Source organism: Sphingobacterium sp. SYP-B4668, from assembly GCF_027627455.1.
GTDB lineage: Bacteria > Bacteroidota > Bacteroidia > Sphingobacteriales > Sphingobacteriaceae > Sphingobacterium.
Genome location: NZ_CP115483.1, coordinates 3,864,220 through 3,879,615, shown reverse-complemented (window position 1 = coordinate 3,879,615; position 15,396 = coordinate 3,864,220). Strand labels below are relative to the sequence as shown.

General features: G+C 43.6%; 15 protein-coding genes. 7 read left to right on the top strand and 8 right to left on the bottom strand.

The features are described 5' to 3' along the window. Window positions 1-19: 19 nt before the first annotated feature. Both OQ289_RS15915 and OQ289_RS15910 read right to left on the bottom strand, forming a co-directional pair. Window positions 20-3,187, bottom strand: coding sequence for a SusC/RagA family TonB-linked outer membrane protein (locus tag OQ289_RS15915; protein ID WP_270087834.1), 3,168 nt, complete (start codon window positions 3,185-3,187; stop codon window positions 20-22). 137 nt (window positions 3,188-3,324) lie between these two features. Continuing rightward, window positions 3,325-4,014 (bottom strand): FadR/GntR family transcriptional regulator, encoded by a 690-nt coding sequence (locus tag OQ289_RS15910; protein WP_270087833.1) that lies wholly within the window; start codon window positions 4,012-4,014, stop codon window positions 3,325-3,327. A 333-nt stretch (window positions 4,015-4,347) separates the two neighbouring features. Here OQ289_RS15910 and OQ289_RS15905 point away from each other — a divergent pair, with 333 nt between their 5' ends. Beyond that, window positions 4,348-5,265: a dihydrodipicolinate synthase family protein gene (locus OQ289_RS15905; RefSeq protein ID WP_270087832.1), complete on the top strand. Its 918-nt coding sequence runs from the start codon at window positions 4,348-4,350 to the stop codon at window positions 5,263-5,265. Between the two features lie 250 nt (window positions 5,266-5,515). Beyond that, the gene (locus OQ289_RS15900; protein WP_270087831.1) at window positions 5,516-5,773 is read left to right on the top strand and encodes a SemiSWEET transporter; all 258 of its coding nucleotides are present in this window, start codon (window positions 5,516-5,518) and stop codon (window positions 5,771-5,773) included. 115 nt (window positions 5,774-5,888) lie between these two features. Here OQ289_RS15900 and OQ289_RS15895 read toward each other — a convergent pair whose 3' ends face one another. Then, window positions 5,889-6,950 (bottom strand): cellulase family glycosylhydrolase, encoded by a 1,062-nt coding sequence (locus tag OQ289_RS15895; protein WP_270087830.1) that lies wholly within the window; start codon window positions 6,948-6,950, stop codon window positions 5,889-5,891. 236 nt (window positions 6,951-7,186) lie between these two features. Further along, complete coding sequence (locus OQ289_RS15890) at window positions 7,187-8,062, bottom strand: hypothetical protein (protein ID WP_270087829.1); 876 nt, start codon at window positions 8,060-8,062, stop codon at window positions 7,187-7,189. A gap of 249 nt (window positions 8,063-8,311) precedes the next feature. Here OQ289_RS15890 and OQ289_RS15885 point away from each other — a divergent pair, with 249 nt between their 5' ends. Then, window positions 8,312-9,109: a hypothetical protein gene (locus OQ289_RS15885; RefSeq protein ID WP_270087828.1), complete on the top strand. Its 798-nt coding sequence runs from the start codon at window positions 8,312-8,314 to the stop codon at window positions 9,107-9,109. A gap of 205 nt (window positions 9,110-9,314) precedes the next feature. Here the strand turns inward: OQ289_RS15885 and OQ289_RS15880 are convergent, their stop codons facing one another. Next, window positions 9,315-9,686 (bottom strand): DoxX family protein, encoded by a 372-nt coding sequence (locus OQ289_RS15880; RefSeq protein ID WP_270087827.1) that lies wholly within the window; start codon window positions 9,684-9,686, stop codon window positions 9,315-9,317. Window positions 9,687-9,786: 100 nt separating this feature from the next. On the opposite strand from OQ289_RS15880, the gene OQ289_RS15875 reads away from it, so the two are divergent. Then, complete coding sequence (locus tag OQ289_RS15875) at window positions 9,787-10,137, top strand: winged helix-turn-helix transcriptional regulator (RefSeq protein WP_270087826.1); 351 nt, start codon at window positions 9,787-9,789, stop codon at window positions 10,135-10,137. Between the two features lie 93 nt (window positions 10,138-10,230). Here the strand turns inward: OQ289_RS15875 and OQ289_RS15870 are convergent, their stop codons facing one another. Then, on the bottom strand, window positions 10,231-10,683 hold the full coding sequence (locus tag OQ289_RS15870) for a hypothetical protein (protein WP_270087825.1): 453 nt from the start codon (window positions 10,681-10,683) through the stop codon (window positions 10,231-10,233). A gap of 359 nt (window positions 10,684-11,042) precedes the next feature. Between OQ289_RS15870 and OQ289_RS15865 the strand changes: the two genes are divergently transcribed. The 3 genes from OQ289_RS15865 (at window position 11,043) to OQ289_RS15855 (ending at window position 14,054) form a co-directional block, all read left to right on the top strand. After that, complete coding sequence (locus OQ289_RS15865) at window positions 11,043-12,662, top strand: NADP-dependent glyceraldehyde-3-phosphate dehydrogenase (protein WP_270087824.1); 1,620 nt, start codon at window positions 11,043-11,045, stop codon at window positions 12,660-12,662. Window positions 12,663-12,834: 172 nt separating this feature from the next. Then, window positions 12,835-13,245, top strand: coding sequence for a helix-turn-helix domain-containing protein (locus OQ289_RS15860; RefSeq protein WP_270087823.1), 411 nt, complete (start codon window positions 12,835-12,837; stop codon window positions 13,243-13,245). Between the two features lie 53 nt (window positions 13,246-13,298). Next, window positions 13,299-14,054 (top strand): SDR family oxidoreductase, encoded by a 756-nt coding sequence (locus OQ289_RS15855; RefSeq protein ID WP_270087822.1) that lies wholly within the window; start codon window positions 13,299-13,301, stop codon window positions 14,052-14,054. A 104-nt stretch (window positions 14,055-14,158) separates the two neighbouring features. On the opposite strand, the gene OQ289_RS15850 is transcribed toward OQ289_RS15855, so the two are convergent. Continuing rightward, on the bottom strand, window positions 14,159-14,707 hold the full coding sequence (locus OQ289_RS15850; RefSeq protein WP_270087821.1) for a GNAT family N-acetyltransferase: 549 nt from the start codon (window positions 14,705-14,707) through the stop codon (window positions 14,159-14,161). 127 nt (window positions 14,708-14,834) lie between these two features. After that, window positions 14,835-15,320 carry a hypothetical protein gene (locus OQ289_RS15845; protein ID WP_270087820.1) on the bottom strand — a complete coding sequence of 162 codons (486 nt, stop codon included), beginning with the start codon at window positions 15,318-15,320 and terminating at the stop codon, window positions 14,835-14,837. Window positions 15,321-15,396 lie beyond the last annotated feature (76 nt).

Here is a 15,396-nt window from a genome sequence, read left to right as displayed (position 1 = left end):
GTTGTTGTCATTGCTTAATTTAGAATGTAGCCTTTACACCAAACGAAAATTTTCGGATAGGCGGGTAGCTGTTGTAGTTGGCATCAAAAGTAGAGCCGGTGCCTATTTCAGGGCTAATGCCGCTTTTGACAGCTGTGAAATAGTAGAGATTGTTGCCAGAGGCAGTAAGGGTCAGCCCCTCCACGCCAGCCTTGCTTATCCAACGCTTCGGTACCTGGTATTGCAACGAAAAATCTCGTAGACATAAATAGTCACCTTTGTAATTGAATACATCGCTTTTGCGGGTGTAGTTGCGGTTACCTACATTGGCATCATCGCCTACGATACGGGCGTACTTGGTCTGATCGCCCTCTGCTTTCCAACCCGTGGCGGCATCTGTCGTGAGGGCATGGGTGAAGTCGAAGGTATTCATGAAAAATCTCATGTAGTTGTCATCTTGGATGTAGTGTCCGATAGCCCAATCCAGGGCGATGTTCAAAGAGAAATTTTTGTATCTGAAATTATTGCTAAACCCGCCTGTGGTGTGTGGTACGGTGACACCGAGTTCATACTGATCGTTGTTGTCTATGCGGCCATCGCCATCTCTATCCATCCACTCGTAGTCTCCAGCCGATTTGCGGCCAGCTTTTTTGACCCAAGCTCCATTTTCTTTGATCCATCCATTGGCGCTCGCATCGTAATGGGCATTGCTGGCTTCTTGTTCATTCTGCAGGATGCGGTCTACCTTGAATCCATAATAGCGATAAAGTGGCTCGCCCTCTGCTATGCCGCCGAAGGCGGTGCCGTCGGGTAGGGTAATCCCTCCTTGTCTGTTGCGGTCCCTTCCATTGTCTTTTAGGCTGATGACCTTGTTCTTGATAAAGCTGACGGTAATGGAGGATGTCCAAGAAAAATCTTTAGTCTCTATATTGTTTGTGCGTAGGTCTATGTCAAATCCATGGAAATTAACTTTGCCGATGTTGGTATATACGCTGTTGAACATCGCGGTATTGGGCAAGGGTTGCTGATAGATGAGATCTCGGGTATCTTTGTTGAAGTAGTCGAAAAGTAGATTGACCCTATTCTTGAACAAGCCGAGGTCAAACCCAAGGTCAAGCTGGGTGGTCGTCTCCCAGGTAAGGTCAAAGCTCGGCATCACCGAAGGCGAGATACCGGCTACGCCGTTGTATTGCTGCGTAGGGGAGTAGCCGCCTAGGGCGTCATAAAGCCCGACATTGTTGTTGCCGGTCTGTCCATAGCTGAAGCGCCATTTGAGATTGCTGAGGGCGGGAGATAGCCCTTTCATGAAATCTTCCTCAGACATCACCCATCCACCCGATATGCCAGGGAAAAAGCCCCATCTATTCTGCTTGGCAAATAGTGAAGAGCCATCTTGGCGGAAAGTTGCCGACAGTAAGTATTTTTTGTCATAGTCGTAGTTCAGGCGACCAAAATATCCCAGCAACACGATCTGCTCCAACTTGGTGTCGGCTTTCTTTTTATTGGGGGCGACACCCAACGTCGGAATCTTGTCGCTGCTGCCACCATCGGCTGCGGCATCGAGATACTTGCGGTCGCTCTTTTGGTAGGTATAGCCGGCCATCACCGAAAGATTGTGCTTGGTGTTGAATGATTTGGTGTAATTTAAGTACGTGTCGAGCTTGATGCGCTCCAAATCGTTGAAATCTGACGTGGCAGGGCGTAGTTTGTTGAATTCGTTGGCTTTTTCGAATGAATCGAATTGATATTGTGTATAGAAATAGGATCCATTGACGTAGGCCTTCAGACCGTCGATGATATGGTATGTCAGGTCGGCGTATGCAATCGTGTTGTACCGCTTGTCTGCTCGATCTTTATAATAATCAGTCCAAAGTGGATTAGGGGTGGCTACATTGAACCCTCTATTGGGGATGCCATCTTTGTTGTAAAGCCTCAAGGTGGGTGCATTGGCCAGCGCGCGGGATATTTCATTGGTCTGACTGGCAAACTGATTGGAAGTAGTTCGAGAAAGGTCGAAGCCTAGGGAGGTGGATAGCTTTGGGCTAATCTCTATTCTAGCATTTGATTTGGCGTCAAATCGCTTGAACCCCGTGCCAAGCGCTACGCCCTTATCCTCGACGTATCCTATACTGCCTCGGTATACCGTCTTGTCGCCGCCACCATCCACGCTGACGTAATAATTTTGCCATATGGCAGGATTGAATAGGAGATCCTGCATTTTACTTTCTTGAAAGATGAGGGTCTTGGTGGGGTCCAATGGATCGGCCATGCTCTGGTACCCTTCGGGGATGGCTTCGCCTGCTCCTAGATAACGAGTGGAGTATATGGAGTTTTCGCTATTTCCGGAACTGGTAGCAAAGCCCGAAGTCTGATTCCTATCGGAGTATAGTGGGCTATTGGCTACAATGGGCCGTACTGTATTGATGAAATCCCTGGCATTCATGAGCGACATCTTGCTGGCGACATCTTGTGTGGCCAGGTTGACGTCAAAGGTAATACGGGGGGCAGCATTTTTCTTACCTCCCTTGGTGGTGATGAGGACAACGCCATTAGAGGCCCTTGCACCGTAAATAGCTGTGGAGGCCGCATCTTTCAATACTTCTATCGACTCGATATCATTGGGATTGACAGCGTTGAATCCTCTTTCAATTCCATCTACGAGGACTAAAGGGCTGTTGGACTGTGTAATGGATGATCCCCCACGGATAATCAGGGAAGCCTCGGCACCTGGGGTATTATTGTTTGAGAAGACCCGCACGCCCGCTATCTTTCCTTTTAATCCCTCACTGGCAGTGGTAATAGGGATATTTTGGATCACATCTCCGCTTACTTTGGCGATAGAAGAGGTGATGGTGCGTCTCGACTGTGTCCCGTATCCGACGATCACCATTTCATCGAGGAGTGTGGATGAGGTTTGCATGATAATCTTGAGGTCTGGCTTGTCTTCGTTGGCTTGTATCTCTTGGGATTCATACCCCATAAATGAAAATAGGAGGATGTCCCCTTTAGCTGATTGGACCTGGAACTTGCCCTGGGGGTCGGTGTGTGTCCCTTGTTTTTTCCCTTTTACGGATACGGTAACACCTGAAATCGGTTTTTCAAAAGCATCATAGACCGTCCCGCTTAGGGATATTTTACTGCTTTGTGCCAGCGTACTGATGGTACATACCAGTGCAAATAGAGCACTTAAAAGAATTTTCTTTCTCATAATCTTTAAGATTGGTTATATGGATATAAGTCATGAGTGCACCATGCCCATGCTGCAGGAAAGGGCTGGGGTACTCAAATGGTTATTTTTTTAAGAAACGGTGTCGGTCTAATCGGTGAAAGGACCTGCACATACTCCTATTTCAAACTCTTCATCACAATCTGCATATTTTCGAACTGTGTATTCAGGTGGAGCCTCATCGCCGATCGAAATGAATCCGCATTGCCTGACTTAAGGACTTCGATCAGGCCTGCATGTGTGATGATTTGCTTGATTTGCCAGTCATCTGTCCTAGGGGCATAGATGGAGAATAGCGTGTTCAGGATTCTTTGAAAGCTCTCGAGACTTTTGTTGCCCGAAATTTTATATAGTGTCTTATGAAATTGGATATCTAGTTCAATGGACTCTTCAGTAGAGGTGGCTCTATTCTCTTTGGCAACAATCTGCGATAAATGTGCTATATCGGCATCCGTCTTGTTCATGAATACAAAGTCGGACATCCCGATTTCTATCATCAATCTTAGTTCATACAGGTCTCGAAGCGATTCTAGATTGAGGGCGCCCGAATTTACGATGATATTCATCGTGCCAAATATGTCGGGCGAGGTCAGGACAGTGCCTTTTTTTCTTCTAGTCTCTACTAATCCCAAGATGCGCAAACTGCTAAGGGCTTCGCGTACGACGACCCGACTTACCGCTAATATCTCGACCAATTCGCTTTCTTTGGGAAGAGCCTCTCCATTCTGGATGCCTTTTTCGTCAATATATTGGAGTATCCTTTTTTGGGTCTGCTCGACGAGGCTTACTTCGTCTACTTTCTCTTTCATATCTATATAATTATTTCATGAGTTCATTATACTCGGTTACTTGGTGACCCACCAACTAGTAGGTCGGTTTGATTTTCCGTAGTCCTTAACTTGTCCATCTGAATCAAGATGTAATATCCAAACTATAAATAGATCGTGTCTGCATATGGTGCTACCTGAATATTTTATAATTGATTCGTTTATAATTCAAATACAAATATCGAAATAAATATTACATATTATAGAATTTAATGTTAAAAAATGTTAAATTCATCATAAAAACATGTTGATAGCATGAATATATAATACATAATCTATATTTGTGCTACGATTATATAATACATAATAACCAATATGATAAATAAATCAAACAAAATCAAGGGGTTGATAGTCGCTCCTTTTACCGCTTTTGACTCGGATAATAATCTCGCCCTGGAGCAGGTTGCAAAGCAGGCAGCGATGTACAAGAGAAATGGCATCAGTGGTGCCTTTATCTGTGGGACTACGGGGGAGAGTTCGGCACTGACGCTCGATGAAAAGAAGAAATTGTTCATGGAATGGAGCAAGTACAGGGCCGATGACTTTAAGGTAATTGGTTTTTTGGGAGGGACATGCCTTGCTGAGTGCATCGAATTGGCCAGATATGCTGAAGAGTTGCAATTGGATGCGGTATCTGTCACAGCACCTTATTATTTCAAGGCTAATAGTATCGGCAAGCTGACCGAATTCTGCATGGAGGTGGCTAAAGTAGTCCCGACCCTCCCTTTGTACTATTATCATATCCCATCCTTTACAAATGCACACTTCCCAATGATCGATCTATTACGAGATATAGATGGAAAAGTACCCAATTTTGCAGGTATTAAGTATACACATGAAAACTTGATGGATTATCAACTCTGCTTAAACTTTGAGCATAATAAGTATGATATACTGTGGGGACGAGATGAAATGCTGCTCGCCGCTTTGGCTATGGGTGCTAAGGGTGCTGTGGGGAGTACATATGGATATATGGCGCCGGTATATAGCGGGGTGATGGAGGAATTCGAACGTAACAACCTCGAAAAAGCACGTGATTACCAACTGGCGGCTAATAAGCTGATCGGCCTCCTCGGTAAGTATGGAGGCGGTACGGGGAAGGCTTATATGCGTGAAGCTGGAATAGAATTGGGCGAGCACAGATTGCCTGTGGAAAACTTGACGGCTGGACAGCAGCGGGAATTTAGAATCGACTTAGAGAAGCTGCAGTTTAAGACCTATATGAATAGGTAAGGACAGCTATTGATGCCTTGGTGAGCTACGGCATATCCATGCTACTGCCTCGCAAACATAAGGATAGCCCCCAAACAGCACGCGCTACTGGATGACGGTAGTGCGTCGTTATTACTATTTGGCACTTTGGAAAGGAGTATAGGAATAAAAACATTCCGATATTTTTAAACTTTTGGAATGTCTGGCGGTTCTCCATATACAGAAGGACGCTCACTCGGCTGCTGCAGTGTGGACATATAACCTCAAGCGTATGGAAATCATCATTGGGATCCTAGCTGGAATATTGACCTCTATTTCGATGGTCCCACAGCTCATTAAAGTAATCAAGGAAAAGGATGTAGAAAACCTTTCTCCAGCCATGATTAGCATTTTATTAGTCGGAGTGTCCATGTGGGTGGTGTATGGCTTCATTCGGGAAGAATGGCCCATTATCCTCTCCAATGCCTTTTCCGTGCTTATCAATATCACTTTGTTGACCTGTTATTTGCTCTTTCGAGAACGTAAATAGGCGTTGAATCTGAGCTCGGTGTGTCGAGCTGATTAGCTGTGTTGTGTGCAAGTCCGTTGATGGGAGGATAGCGGTAGTATGTGAGTAATATACTACCGCTATACGTACCTATGGCTTACTGACAAATCTTTTTTGAGGTGTCGAGAATAGAATTTAAATCGTCATAGGCCATGATAAATCCTGCACCATGCAAGCCGGTGTACAAGCCATCATTTGTCATGCTCAATTGATTGTTGGCGCCGGGGTTATTGTAGAAGCCCCACCACCAAGCTAGATAACCAAATCCATTTTCTTGGCACAGCTTCATGAGCAGGCTATAGTTGATCGGATAAGCGATGCCGTTCTGAATGTCTGCGGCTGCCAGTTCGCCCAAAACGATGGGTAAACCGGATGATTTAAGGGCTTTTAGATTGTCTATGATATTGGTGTTGGAGTAATTGCCAAAGGCCCCATTTGTAGGCCAATAGGCGTGTACACTAAAAAGAAGATTGTGCAAAGGGTCGGCCTCCATCAATGCCTTGCCTTCATACAAAAAGAATACATGATCTTTTCCCCAATTAGGCGCATCGATCATGATCGGACAGGTGTAACCGGCATTCCTCAAAGCTTTTATTGCTGTTAGATTGGCATTGCGATAGGTAGCGTCGGAGGCCGATCCATTGTCCGGTTCATTGGCGATGTTGACGATGATTGATTTCTGGTATTTAAGCATGACCGATTTTATATCGGATTTGGTCCACCACTGGGTAGCCTTTGGTAGATCGGTAGTGACATTGGCCGCACCGGTAAAGTCGTGTAGCTCCAAAACGGGAATCATTCCTTTGGCTAGGCAAGAGGTGATGAGGGGCTCTATCTTAGTGCCTGTTACGGCGGTTACAGCCCCGCCTCGGCTCCAATCCTTATAATTTTGCTCCAATACTAGGCGGACGGAGTTGGCTCCTGTCTTTTCAATCTCTTCTAATTCTTTCATCCCGAAATCCACGGCGTAGACATTGCCCATATTAACCCCACGTAATACGACCTTGTTGCCGCATTTATCGGCTAGGTATTGACCATCTTTTACATGCAGACCTGTCGTATGGTCGATGTCTGGCGCAGTATCTTTCTTTTTACAGGCTGCAAGCAGGACTATCAGGAGTATAGCGACCAATACAGGTATGATTTTTGAATTTTTCATAATTCGGGTTTTTATCTATCCAAACTTAAGGAGCTTATCGATGATATTGGGGATGAATGATCGAACGCCCGATTTTAATGAGTGGGATATGGGGTACGATGAGTAAAGGGGCAATTCTTTATTGACGCTCGCAGTGATGACAAATACATTTTGCCTTTCTTGAACCCATCGATAAAATGGTAATATGATAAGGAAACCTTTAGCGTACTAAAGGTAGCTAGATGCTGTAAAGAGGTTTACGTATAGGTAGTGGTAATTCTATTTAATACTTGTTTATAATATTGGAGCTTTTTGGCTTCATTGATGATGACGACCTCTACGTCATTGGCTCGTAACAATTGCAGTTTGTCTTTCGATTTATCGGCCCATTGGGCAGAAATGTAGTAGTATAGCCGATTGTTGATAAAGGTGCTCTTTTTGTAGTATTTGTTGCGCGCACGGTAGGTGAGCAACCACCAAAGGTCGATTTCCACAAAGTCCAAGGACAGCCCTAAAATATGTACATCATGGGTGAAGAATAAATCCATCCAGGATTGGATATTGAGGTTTTTACCTTGGCTGAGTCTTTTGATAAGGGCGGCTTTATAAATGGTGGGGGAGGTGTAGTCGGGACCATTGACTACGTAATCCCGCATTCGTTGCAGCTGACCGCAGTAATGCTCGTACCCCAGATTGATGGATAGGGGGGCGTTGCTGTCACCGTGGATGTGCCAATAGGTCTTATTCTCCACTTGGTATTGACGAAAGACACTGTAGGTGGTCTCTCTGATCAGGCTGGTGTTGGTCGAAGGGACGCTACCCTCCAAGCTGAATTCGTAATTTGTTGTGATAATATGTTGGATCGGTAATTGCCTGATCAATCCATGTATCTCATTCTGCGAGATGTTGGATACATGGTTGGCGATATCCATCTTTAGCTCTTTCTCTTTTATGTGACGATTCTTGATAGCATGTAGGAATATCTCTTCATAGAGCATAGGGAATGGTTTGTTGCCGTTCTCTAATAAAGGAACATGGTATTTGTTTTTGATGGCGATCAATAGATCTTTCCAACTGATACCAGGAGAGATGTTGTTGATGTCGTTGCCAACAAGTAAGGTGTATGTACTCATATTCTTGTATCTGCAAGCTTCGGGATAGCATAAACATAGTGAAATATATGGCTTTAAACAATAGGCGCCATTATTTTAAAAACGGAAGGTTGTAATTTAATAAAACCCGATTTAGTCTCATCAGTATTTATTAGATTTAATAGTTGGAGAATCATGACTTTAGCTACGGAGTGACATAGGAGGGTAGTGATCGGTTTGCTAGCAGTACAGGACATAATATCTTGTATTAACTAAACTTGAAAAAGCAGGATGAAAAAAATAATACATTTAACCCTTATGCTTGGTCTGGCGATAGCCGCGAAAGCGCAGTCCACCCGTCATGCGAGCTTTAGTGTAGGCTTTGGTGATAGCTCTAATACATTGTTCTTTACTGAAAATCCGACAATACGAAAGGTTCGTGTAAAGTATACCGATCGGGTACCCGCGGATATTTTCATACATCACGAAGGCCTCAAGGGGGATAAGCTAGAGACGCATTATGATCTGAAGTTTGAGGGCGATTTGTATGTTTTACAAACTAAATATCCGTCAATCAATCTTCCAATGTACCCGAATATCCAGACGGGCTATTTAGAAGCAGTGTCTACATTGCCAAAACATGCTGAAATTACTGCCCGCATGAAAAAGGATTCGTTGATATATGACGTCGACGTGTACACCCTTGAGGGCGAGGAGTCATCCTTGTTTAGCGAGAAATTTGCAGCTCATTATATTGGAGGAGATCTGAAATTAAAGGAGGACTTGGTCAAATCTTATCGCAATTACGAAGTTACGGGCCGGTCTATGCCACAGGATTCTGTACTTTTGTTTCGAGGGGTGGTACATCCTCGTGGAAATATAAGCAATGTAGAATTGGTGTCAGGAAGGCCATCAACATTTTCGGAATTTGTTAAAAGGCACTTTCAGCAGGATAAGGATCTTTGGCAACCTGAGCTGCAGGGTGGAAGGCGTGTGAAAAGTATTGTGGGTATTTTCATTCGTGTCCGTGACGGTGAAATTATTTCAGTCTCAGGCTCTGGATCGAGTGGCATACCGAGATACCGATAGAGTTGCCAATCTGGTTGTCAAAAGATAGCTTGACCTTAGCTTGCGTCAAATCTATTAGACCTCTACACCGTATATTACTTTAGCCCGTATTCAATTATCTAAATATAATGAATAGCGGGACTAAAGAACTTACAAAATGCAAGGAACAAAGCAACAACAGCTTATTGAAAAAGACTGTTATAAGAAGGAAATGTAGACTTCCGTGCTAAAGGACTATCTTAAAGTATTTGTCGGTGGATAATAAAACAACCGTCAGGATACACATCAAGAGAGCGTCATAGAAGTGATGATACTCTTGATGTGCCATATGTGCGGTAAATGCGCCGACGGCAAAGGGGAATAACAGCAATATTCCTAAATTCTTTAAATCGGGCTTGAAAATGCCAATCACAATCAGGAGGACACCAATGAGTTCGCCTGCACCGATGATTAGGGTCCAATGCCTATTAAAACCCAAAGATTGCATGCTTTCCATCATGGATGATTTTTGAAAGACTTTGAATAGAGAGGCATAGCCAAAGACGTAGAGGTAGTAGGCGTAGCTTAGCCAGTGAACGATCGATTTTACAGTTTCCATTTTGATATTCGTTTGATGAGGGTACAAATATCTTTATTAACTTGCTTGAATAATAGAACATACAAAATTGTATGGTACTGACAAAAAAGTAAGTATAGGTATGAGAAAGGAAAATTCAACTAACAATACGAATGAAATCTATTGGAAGAATAAATGTGGTATCGCATTTACACTTTCGATTATTGGCGGGAGATGGAAGATAAATATTCTTTCCTATCTCTTAAGTGAGAACAAGCTCAGATATAGTGAATTAAGGAAACGATTGACGGGAATCTCTGAACGGATGTTGATTGCTAAGTTGAAGGAGTTGGAAAGTGACGGACTTATCAATCGAATGGTATATCAACAGGTGCCGCCAAAAGTGGAATATGAACTGACGGAACATGGAAGGTCGCTCAAAGAGATACTGGTGCAGATGGATGAATGGGGAGAGGCAAATGTAAGCAAATAGTGTTTTTTGATGTCACTCGAGCCGCGGCGGGACTCTTCCTCTTGCGGTGATTCAAATGTCGCGCCCATCTCGATACCCAATTCTCTATGCTACTTATTTTATAAACTTCCAGATTTGTTTCTGTTCGTCATATTGGGCATTTCGGTCTCCCTGTTTCAAATGGGCGACTTTGTAACTCTGACAGGGATCCTCAGGGATAGTTTTGCCAGTATAGGTTATTTTATCAACGACATCAGCTGTTAGCACAATGAAAAAAGTGCCATTTTTGTATTCCTGTAAATTTAGGGAAATGAATCTATCCTCTTTATTGATAGAAAAGGATATCGGCACTTCCTTATCACCTATTGTTTTGTATATGTTAAGATGTTCGGTTGGATAAAGAGGTGTGTCACCAAAGAGGAGATCCTTCCCACTTTCGTCCACATAGTTGAGATTGACGACCATGGGAAGTGCTATCTCTAAACATTGAACTTCACGATTATCTTTACATGATCCTGTCGTAATGATAAGGATGGTCAAAATAAGTAGATTTAAAAAATTCTTCATGTTAAATAGGGGGTGATTAGCATTGAATTAAACGGATGATCTCTTCAAATCGCTACATCCTTTGTTGGACTTTCGTTGGAATGATTTTGTTTCTAATATCAATAAGGATACCGACTTACATATGCTCTTCAAAGATGAAATCGAGGAAGATTGGCTAACATTTCTGTATTGAATAATAGTAACTGCGGATAGCGATAGTCTTTTGAAAAAATGGGAAATAAAAATTTTGTTAAGAAAGTTTGATCAGGTTTGTATATCTTTATGGTTGCGTACCATCGAAATGACGGGCTTCACCAGTCCGTGAACTGTCGTTGGGTACGAGTAATCACCTATTCATAAATTATAATTTAAGTAGAAAAATGAGCTTAAACCTAAAGAACATTTTTTATTCCGACGCGGATATTCCCCCGGAATTTAACCTCACTCAACAATTGGATCAACGCGTATTCCTATCGAATGGCAAGTTGCTCCCTTGGGAAGGTGAGGTAAATGAGGTCTTCTCTCCAATTTGTGTCCAAACCAAAGATGGCTTGCAACGCAAACGTATTGGTAGCTATCCGGTATGTACGGAAAAGGAATCTATGGAAGCATTGGAGGCTGCAGTAGCTGCCTACGACAATGGTCGCGGCGAATGGCCAACGATGAGTGTGGCCCACCGTATCGCTTGTGTCGAGCGTTTCACTCAGCAGATGCTGGAACAAAAGGACAGCGTGGTCAAATTGATCATGTGGGAAATCGGTAAATCGTATTCGGACTCGGTAAAGGAATTTGACCGTACCGTGGAATATATCTATGCGACCATCGATGCTTTGAAAGACGTAGATCGGGATTCATCCCGTTTTCAAATCGAACAGGGTATCATCGCACAAGTCAGAAGGTCACCACTGGGCGTGGTGCTCTGCATGGGGCCATTCAACTATCCGTTGAATGAGACGTTCACGACGTTGATCCCGGCATTGATCATGGGCAATACCTTGCTGTTCAAACCACCTAAGCACGGTACACTTTTGCACTATCCCTTGTTGGAGGCCTTCCGGACTAGCTTCCCTAAGGGTGTGGTCAACACGATATACGGTCGTGGCAATAAGATCGTCCCGCAACTGATGCAGTCTGGCAAGATCAATGTATTGACGTTGATTGGCTCAAGTAGGGTCGCGGATGAGCTGAAAAAGCTCCACCCGAAAGTAAATCGTCTGCGTGCTATCTTGGGATTGGATGCTAAGAACGCTGCCATAGTGACGCGTGATGCCGATCTGGATTTGGCCGTAAAGGAGACTGTCCTCGGAGCATTGTCTTTCAATGGTCAGCGCTGTACCGCAATCAAGATTGTATATGTGCATCGTAGCTTGGCTCAGGAATTCCTGAAAAAACTAACGGACGAGGTATCACGCCTGAAATATGGGATGCCTTGGGAGAGTGGAGTAGCACTGACACCACTTCCTGAAGTCAATAAACCGGCTTACTTGACAGAGTGTATCGAAGATGCTAAAAAGCATGGCGCTAAGGTAATCAATCCGCATGGCGGCGAGGTGGAGGAGTCATTCGTATATCCGGCGATTGTGTACCCAGTGAATGAGCAGATGAAGCTGTACCGCGAAGAGCAATTTGGACCGGTAGTACCGGTGGTACCGTTTGATGATTTGGAGGAACCAATTGAATATTTGATTGGTTCATCCCATGGCCAGCAGGTAAGTATATTCAGTAGCAATGCAGCCGTAATCTCTTCCTTGATCGATCCTTTGGTGAATCAGGTGAGCAGGGTAAATATCAATTGTCAATGCCAGCGAGGACCTGATATTTTCCCATTCACAGGGAGAAAGGATAGTGCTGAAGGTACGCTGTCAGTAGTAGATGCGCTGCGGTCTTTTTCTATCCGATCGCTAGTGGCTACCAAAAATACAGAGCACAACAAGGATTTGTTGAACGCTATTGTAAGTGAAAATAAATCTAACTTTTTAAGTACCAAGTATATTTTTTAAATAATCTGGTATTGAATCTGAAGTATAGAAAGCCGCTATTGGGAAACCTCTAGCGGCTTTTTGATTGTTACCCTCTCAAGGGTATCGTCATCTGGTCGTGTGAATCCGAAAAGTTCACCATGATAATCTGGATAGAAATGTTGAAATTTATGGAATGGGCTAAAGCACGATCATGGATATGAAACAAAATGTGAAAAATGAAAACAAACGTGGTGAAGAAATCATGAATGACTACTTCAGGTTTTTGGATCGACACATCGAAGAGGTTGCAAGCGGTGATATACTCGATTTTTTAGAACTCAACCAGATTGCTAGTGCACTGCATATCTCTCATTCACATCTATCGGATACTATACAACAAACGGCAGGGCACCATCCGTGTCATTTCTACGATCTTAAAATCGTTGAAAAGGCCAAATCCTTGTTGATGGAGACCGATCTGTCTATTGCTGAAATCGCCAAAAAGCTTACCTACGATCCTTCGAATTTCTCCAAATTCTTTAAAAAATTCACAGGTGAGACTCCGGGACAATTCAGAAAAGGAGAAAAAAATAAAAGTTCCGAAAAGTTCACCACAAAATAGAAAAATAGCTTGTTGAACTTTGTGTGGTTAGATAAACTTAAAATAATCATACTATGTCAAGAAACGATTTTAAAGGAAAAGTAGTGCTGATTGCTGGTGGAGGAAAAAATTTGGGTGGACTTTTGAGCAAAAGCATTGCCTCAAAAGGTGCAAAGATAGTAGTCCACTATAACAGTGATGCAACCAAGACGGCAGCACAAGACACGCTGGCTGACATTAAAAATAATGGCGGCGAAGCAATTTTGGTACAAGCGGATTTGACAAAAGTAGCGAACGTCCGTAATTTATTTACCCAAGCGAAAGAGGTATTTGGTGGTGTAGACATTGCTATTAACACGGTAGGGATGGTACTGAAAAAGCCATTTACCGAAACAACGGAGCAAGAATATGACACGATGATGGACGTTAATGCAAAGCAAGCGTACTTTTTTTTGCAGGAGGCAGGAAAGCAACTGAATGACAACGGCAAAATCTGTACAATCGTGACCTCATTATTGGCCGCCTATACAGGGTACTATTCTACTTACGCAGGAGCAAAGGCACCAGTAGAACACTTCACTCGGGCTGCATCCAAAGAATTTGGAGATCGTGGAATATCGGTAACTGCAGTGGCACCTGGTCCCATGGATACCCCTTTCTTTTACGGGCAAGAAAGTGATGAGGCGGTGGCCTATCACAAGTCGGCATCGGCTTTGGGTGGATTGACCAAAATTGAAGATATCGCACCACTGGTTGAATTTTTAGTAACGGACGGATGGTGGGTCACTGGGCAGACGATTTTTGCAAATGGTGGCTACACCACACGATAAGTAGTAGTTGGGTTGGAAACTAAAATCTGTTTTAGTTTCCAATTTTTTTTAGCGGACCTGAGGGCAGATTGCCACACGTTTGAGGTGTATCTTGTGGTCTACTGTCACGGCCTCTGTTGCTTGATGATCCGGTACCAGTTGTGCGCTACTCCCTCATCATCAAAGCGTTCTATTAATTGAAAACCTAGTTTTTGCAGGATATGATTGGAGCCGTCATTGTTACAGTCTGCCATAGCATAGACTTCGGTCAGCTCCATCTTATCGAAGGCATAATCCAATACGCTTTTGGCTGCTTCTGGTGCAATCCCCTGACCCCAATATCTTTTGATAAGCCTGTACCCAAGGTCATAGTAATGGATGTGATGGTTGGTCTGCTCGGTGATATATTTGAGCCCAGCCCAACCCACGAAAGCATTGGTTTTTTTTTCTATAATCGCCCAACGACCAATTCCATTGTCAACATATTGTCGCCGAATAAATTCGATTACATCCTTAATTTCACTTTGATGATGGACCGGCTGATTGCCCAGATAAAGATGGACGTCGGGATCGGAGTCCAACTCAAACATGCCGTCTACATCAGTAGGCAGGATTTCCCTTAAAATTAGCCGCTCCGTCTCTATAATGATATTGGGATGTGTTGTATTTTCCATTTATTAAGTTAATGTCTATGACAAAGATGCAAAAAATAAGCGATGCTGTCCACTGTCGCATTCTGTTGGAGAGTAATAGTGGTAAAGCGAGAAGTAGATTTTATATAGAGGTGCCATACTGACCCCTTTAAGGTGCGTGGTCAGTACGAAAACACCTTTTATCATCATTTGGCGAAATATTGGTAAAGCGCATATTGTCTCCGTCCCACAACAGGGATCTATTCGGGCCCTGTAGCCGTACAGCGAGAACTCCCATGACTACCATCTCATTAAATGGTCCGGAAAAGGCAAAATTAGAGCTGGTTTCTGTTCGGTTTTCTTTTGATTCTTTAGCTGCTCGTATCCAGTCCTGTTCATCCGCATTGGATGTCCAATTATCACCATTGCCACCTTTGATTCGATGGAGCCAAGCTTTGGGTTTTTGGAAATGCTTCATGCTCTCGACAGGTAGTAAGGTCGCATTCATCCCATTGCCACCGGTCATTATTTTTCCTTTTTTACCGATGAATATGATGCCACCATTCTCATCGCCCATCATCATCCCTGGTGTCAGTTCTTTCGGACGGTCGGGGAGTAGCCCGCCATCGTACCAGTAAACATCAACTTCGGGCATCAGTACTGTTTCCCATCTGATCGAACATGGCGCGCCAATAAAAGTCCGAGATGCATATTTTCAATCGACATCACAA

What these genes read in the sequence shown, in the direction of transcription:
- OQ289_RS15915 (WP_270087834.1), bottom strand. Translation starts at nt 3,187, where the DNA reads ATGAGAAAGAAAATTCTTTTAAGTGCTCTATTTGCACTGGTATGTACC.
- OQ289_RS15910 (WP_270087833.1), bottom strand. Translation starts at nt 4,014, where the DNA reads ATGAAAGAGAAAGTAGACGAAGTAAGCCTCGTCGAGCAGACCCAAAAA.
- OQ289_RS15905 (WP_270087832.1), top strand. Translation starts at nt 4,348, where the DNA reads ATGATAAATAAATCAAACAAAATCAAGGGGTTGATAGTCGCTCCTTTT.
- OQ289_RS15900 (WP_270087831.1), top strand. Translation starts at nt 5,516, where the DNA reads ATGGAAATCATCATTGGGATCCTAGCTGGAATATTGACCTCTATTTCG.
- OQ289_RS15895 (WP_270087830.1), bottom strand. Translation starts at nt 6,950, where the DNA reads ATGAAAAATTCAAAAATCATACCTGTATTGGTCGCTATACTCCTGATA.
- OQ289_RS15890 (WP_270087829.1), bottom strand. Translation starts at nt 8,062, where the DNA reads ATGAGTACATACACCTTACTTGTTGGCAACGACATCAACAACATCTCT.
- OQ289_RS15885 (WP_270087828.1), top strand. Translation starts at nt 8,312, where the DNA reads ATGAAAAAAATAATACATTTAACCCTTATGCTTGGTCTGGCGATAGCC.
- OQ289_RS15880 (WP_270087827.1), bottom strand. Translation starts at nt 9,686, where the DNA reads ATGGAAACTGTAAAATCGATCGTTCACTGGCTAAGCTACGCCTACTAC.
- OQ289_RS15875 (WP_270087826.1), top strand. Translation starts at nt 9,787, where the DNA reads ATGAGAAAGGAAAATTCAACTAACAATACGAATGAAATCTATTGGAAG.
- OQ289_RS15870 (WP_270087825.1), bottom strand. Translation starts at nt 10,683, where the DNA reads ATGAAGAATTTTTTAAATCTACTTATTTTGACCATCCTTATCATTACG.
- OQ289_RS15865 (WP_270087824.1), top strand. Translation starts at nt 11,043, where the DNA reads ATGAGCTTAAACCTAAAGAACATTTTTTATTCCGACGCGGATATTCCC.
- OQ289_RS15860 (WP_270087823.1), top strand. Translation starts at nt 12,835, where the DNA reads ATGGATATGAAACAAAATGTGAAAAATGAAAACAAACGTGGTGAAGAA.
- OQ289_RS15855 (WP_270087822.1), top strand. Translation starts at nt 13,299, where the DNA reads ATGTCAAGAAACGATTTTAAAGGAAAAGTAGTGCTGATTGCTGGTGGA.
- OQ289_RS15850 (WP_270087821.1), bottom strand. Translation starts at nt 14,707, where the DNA reads ATGGAAAATACAACACATCCCAATATCATTATAGAGACGGAGCGGCTA.
- OQ289_RS15845 (WP_270087820.1), bottom strand. Translation starts at nt 15,320, where the DNA reads ATGCCCGAAGTTGATGTTTACTGGTACGATGGCGGGCTACTCCCCGAC.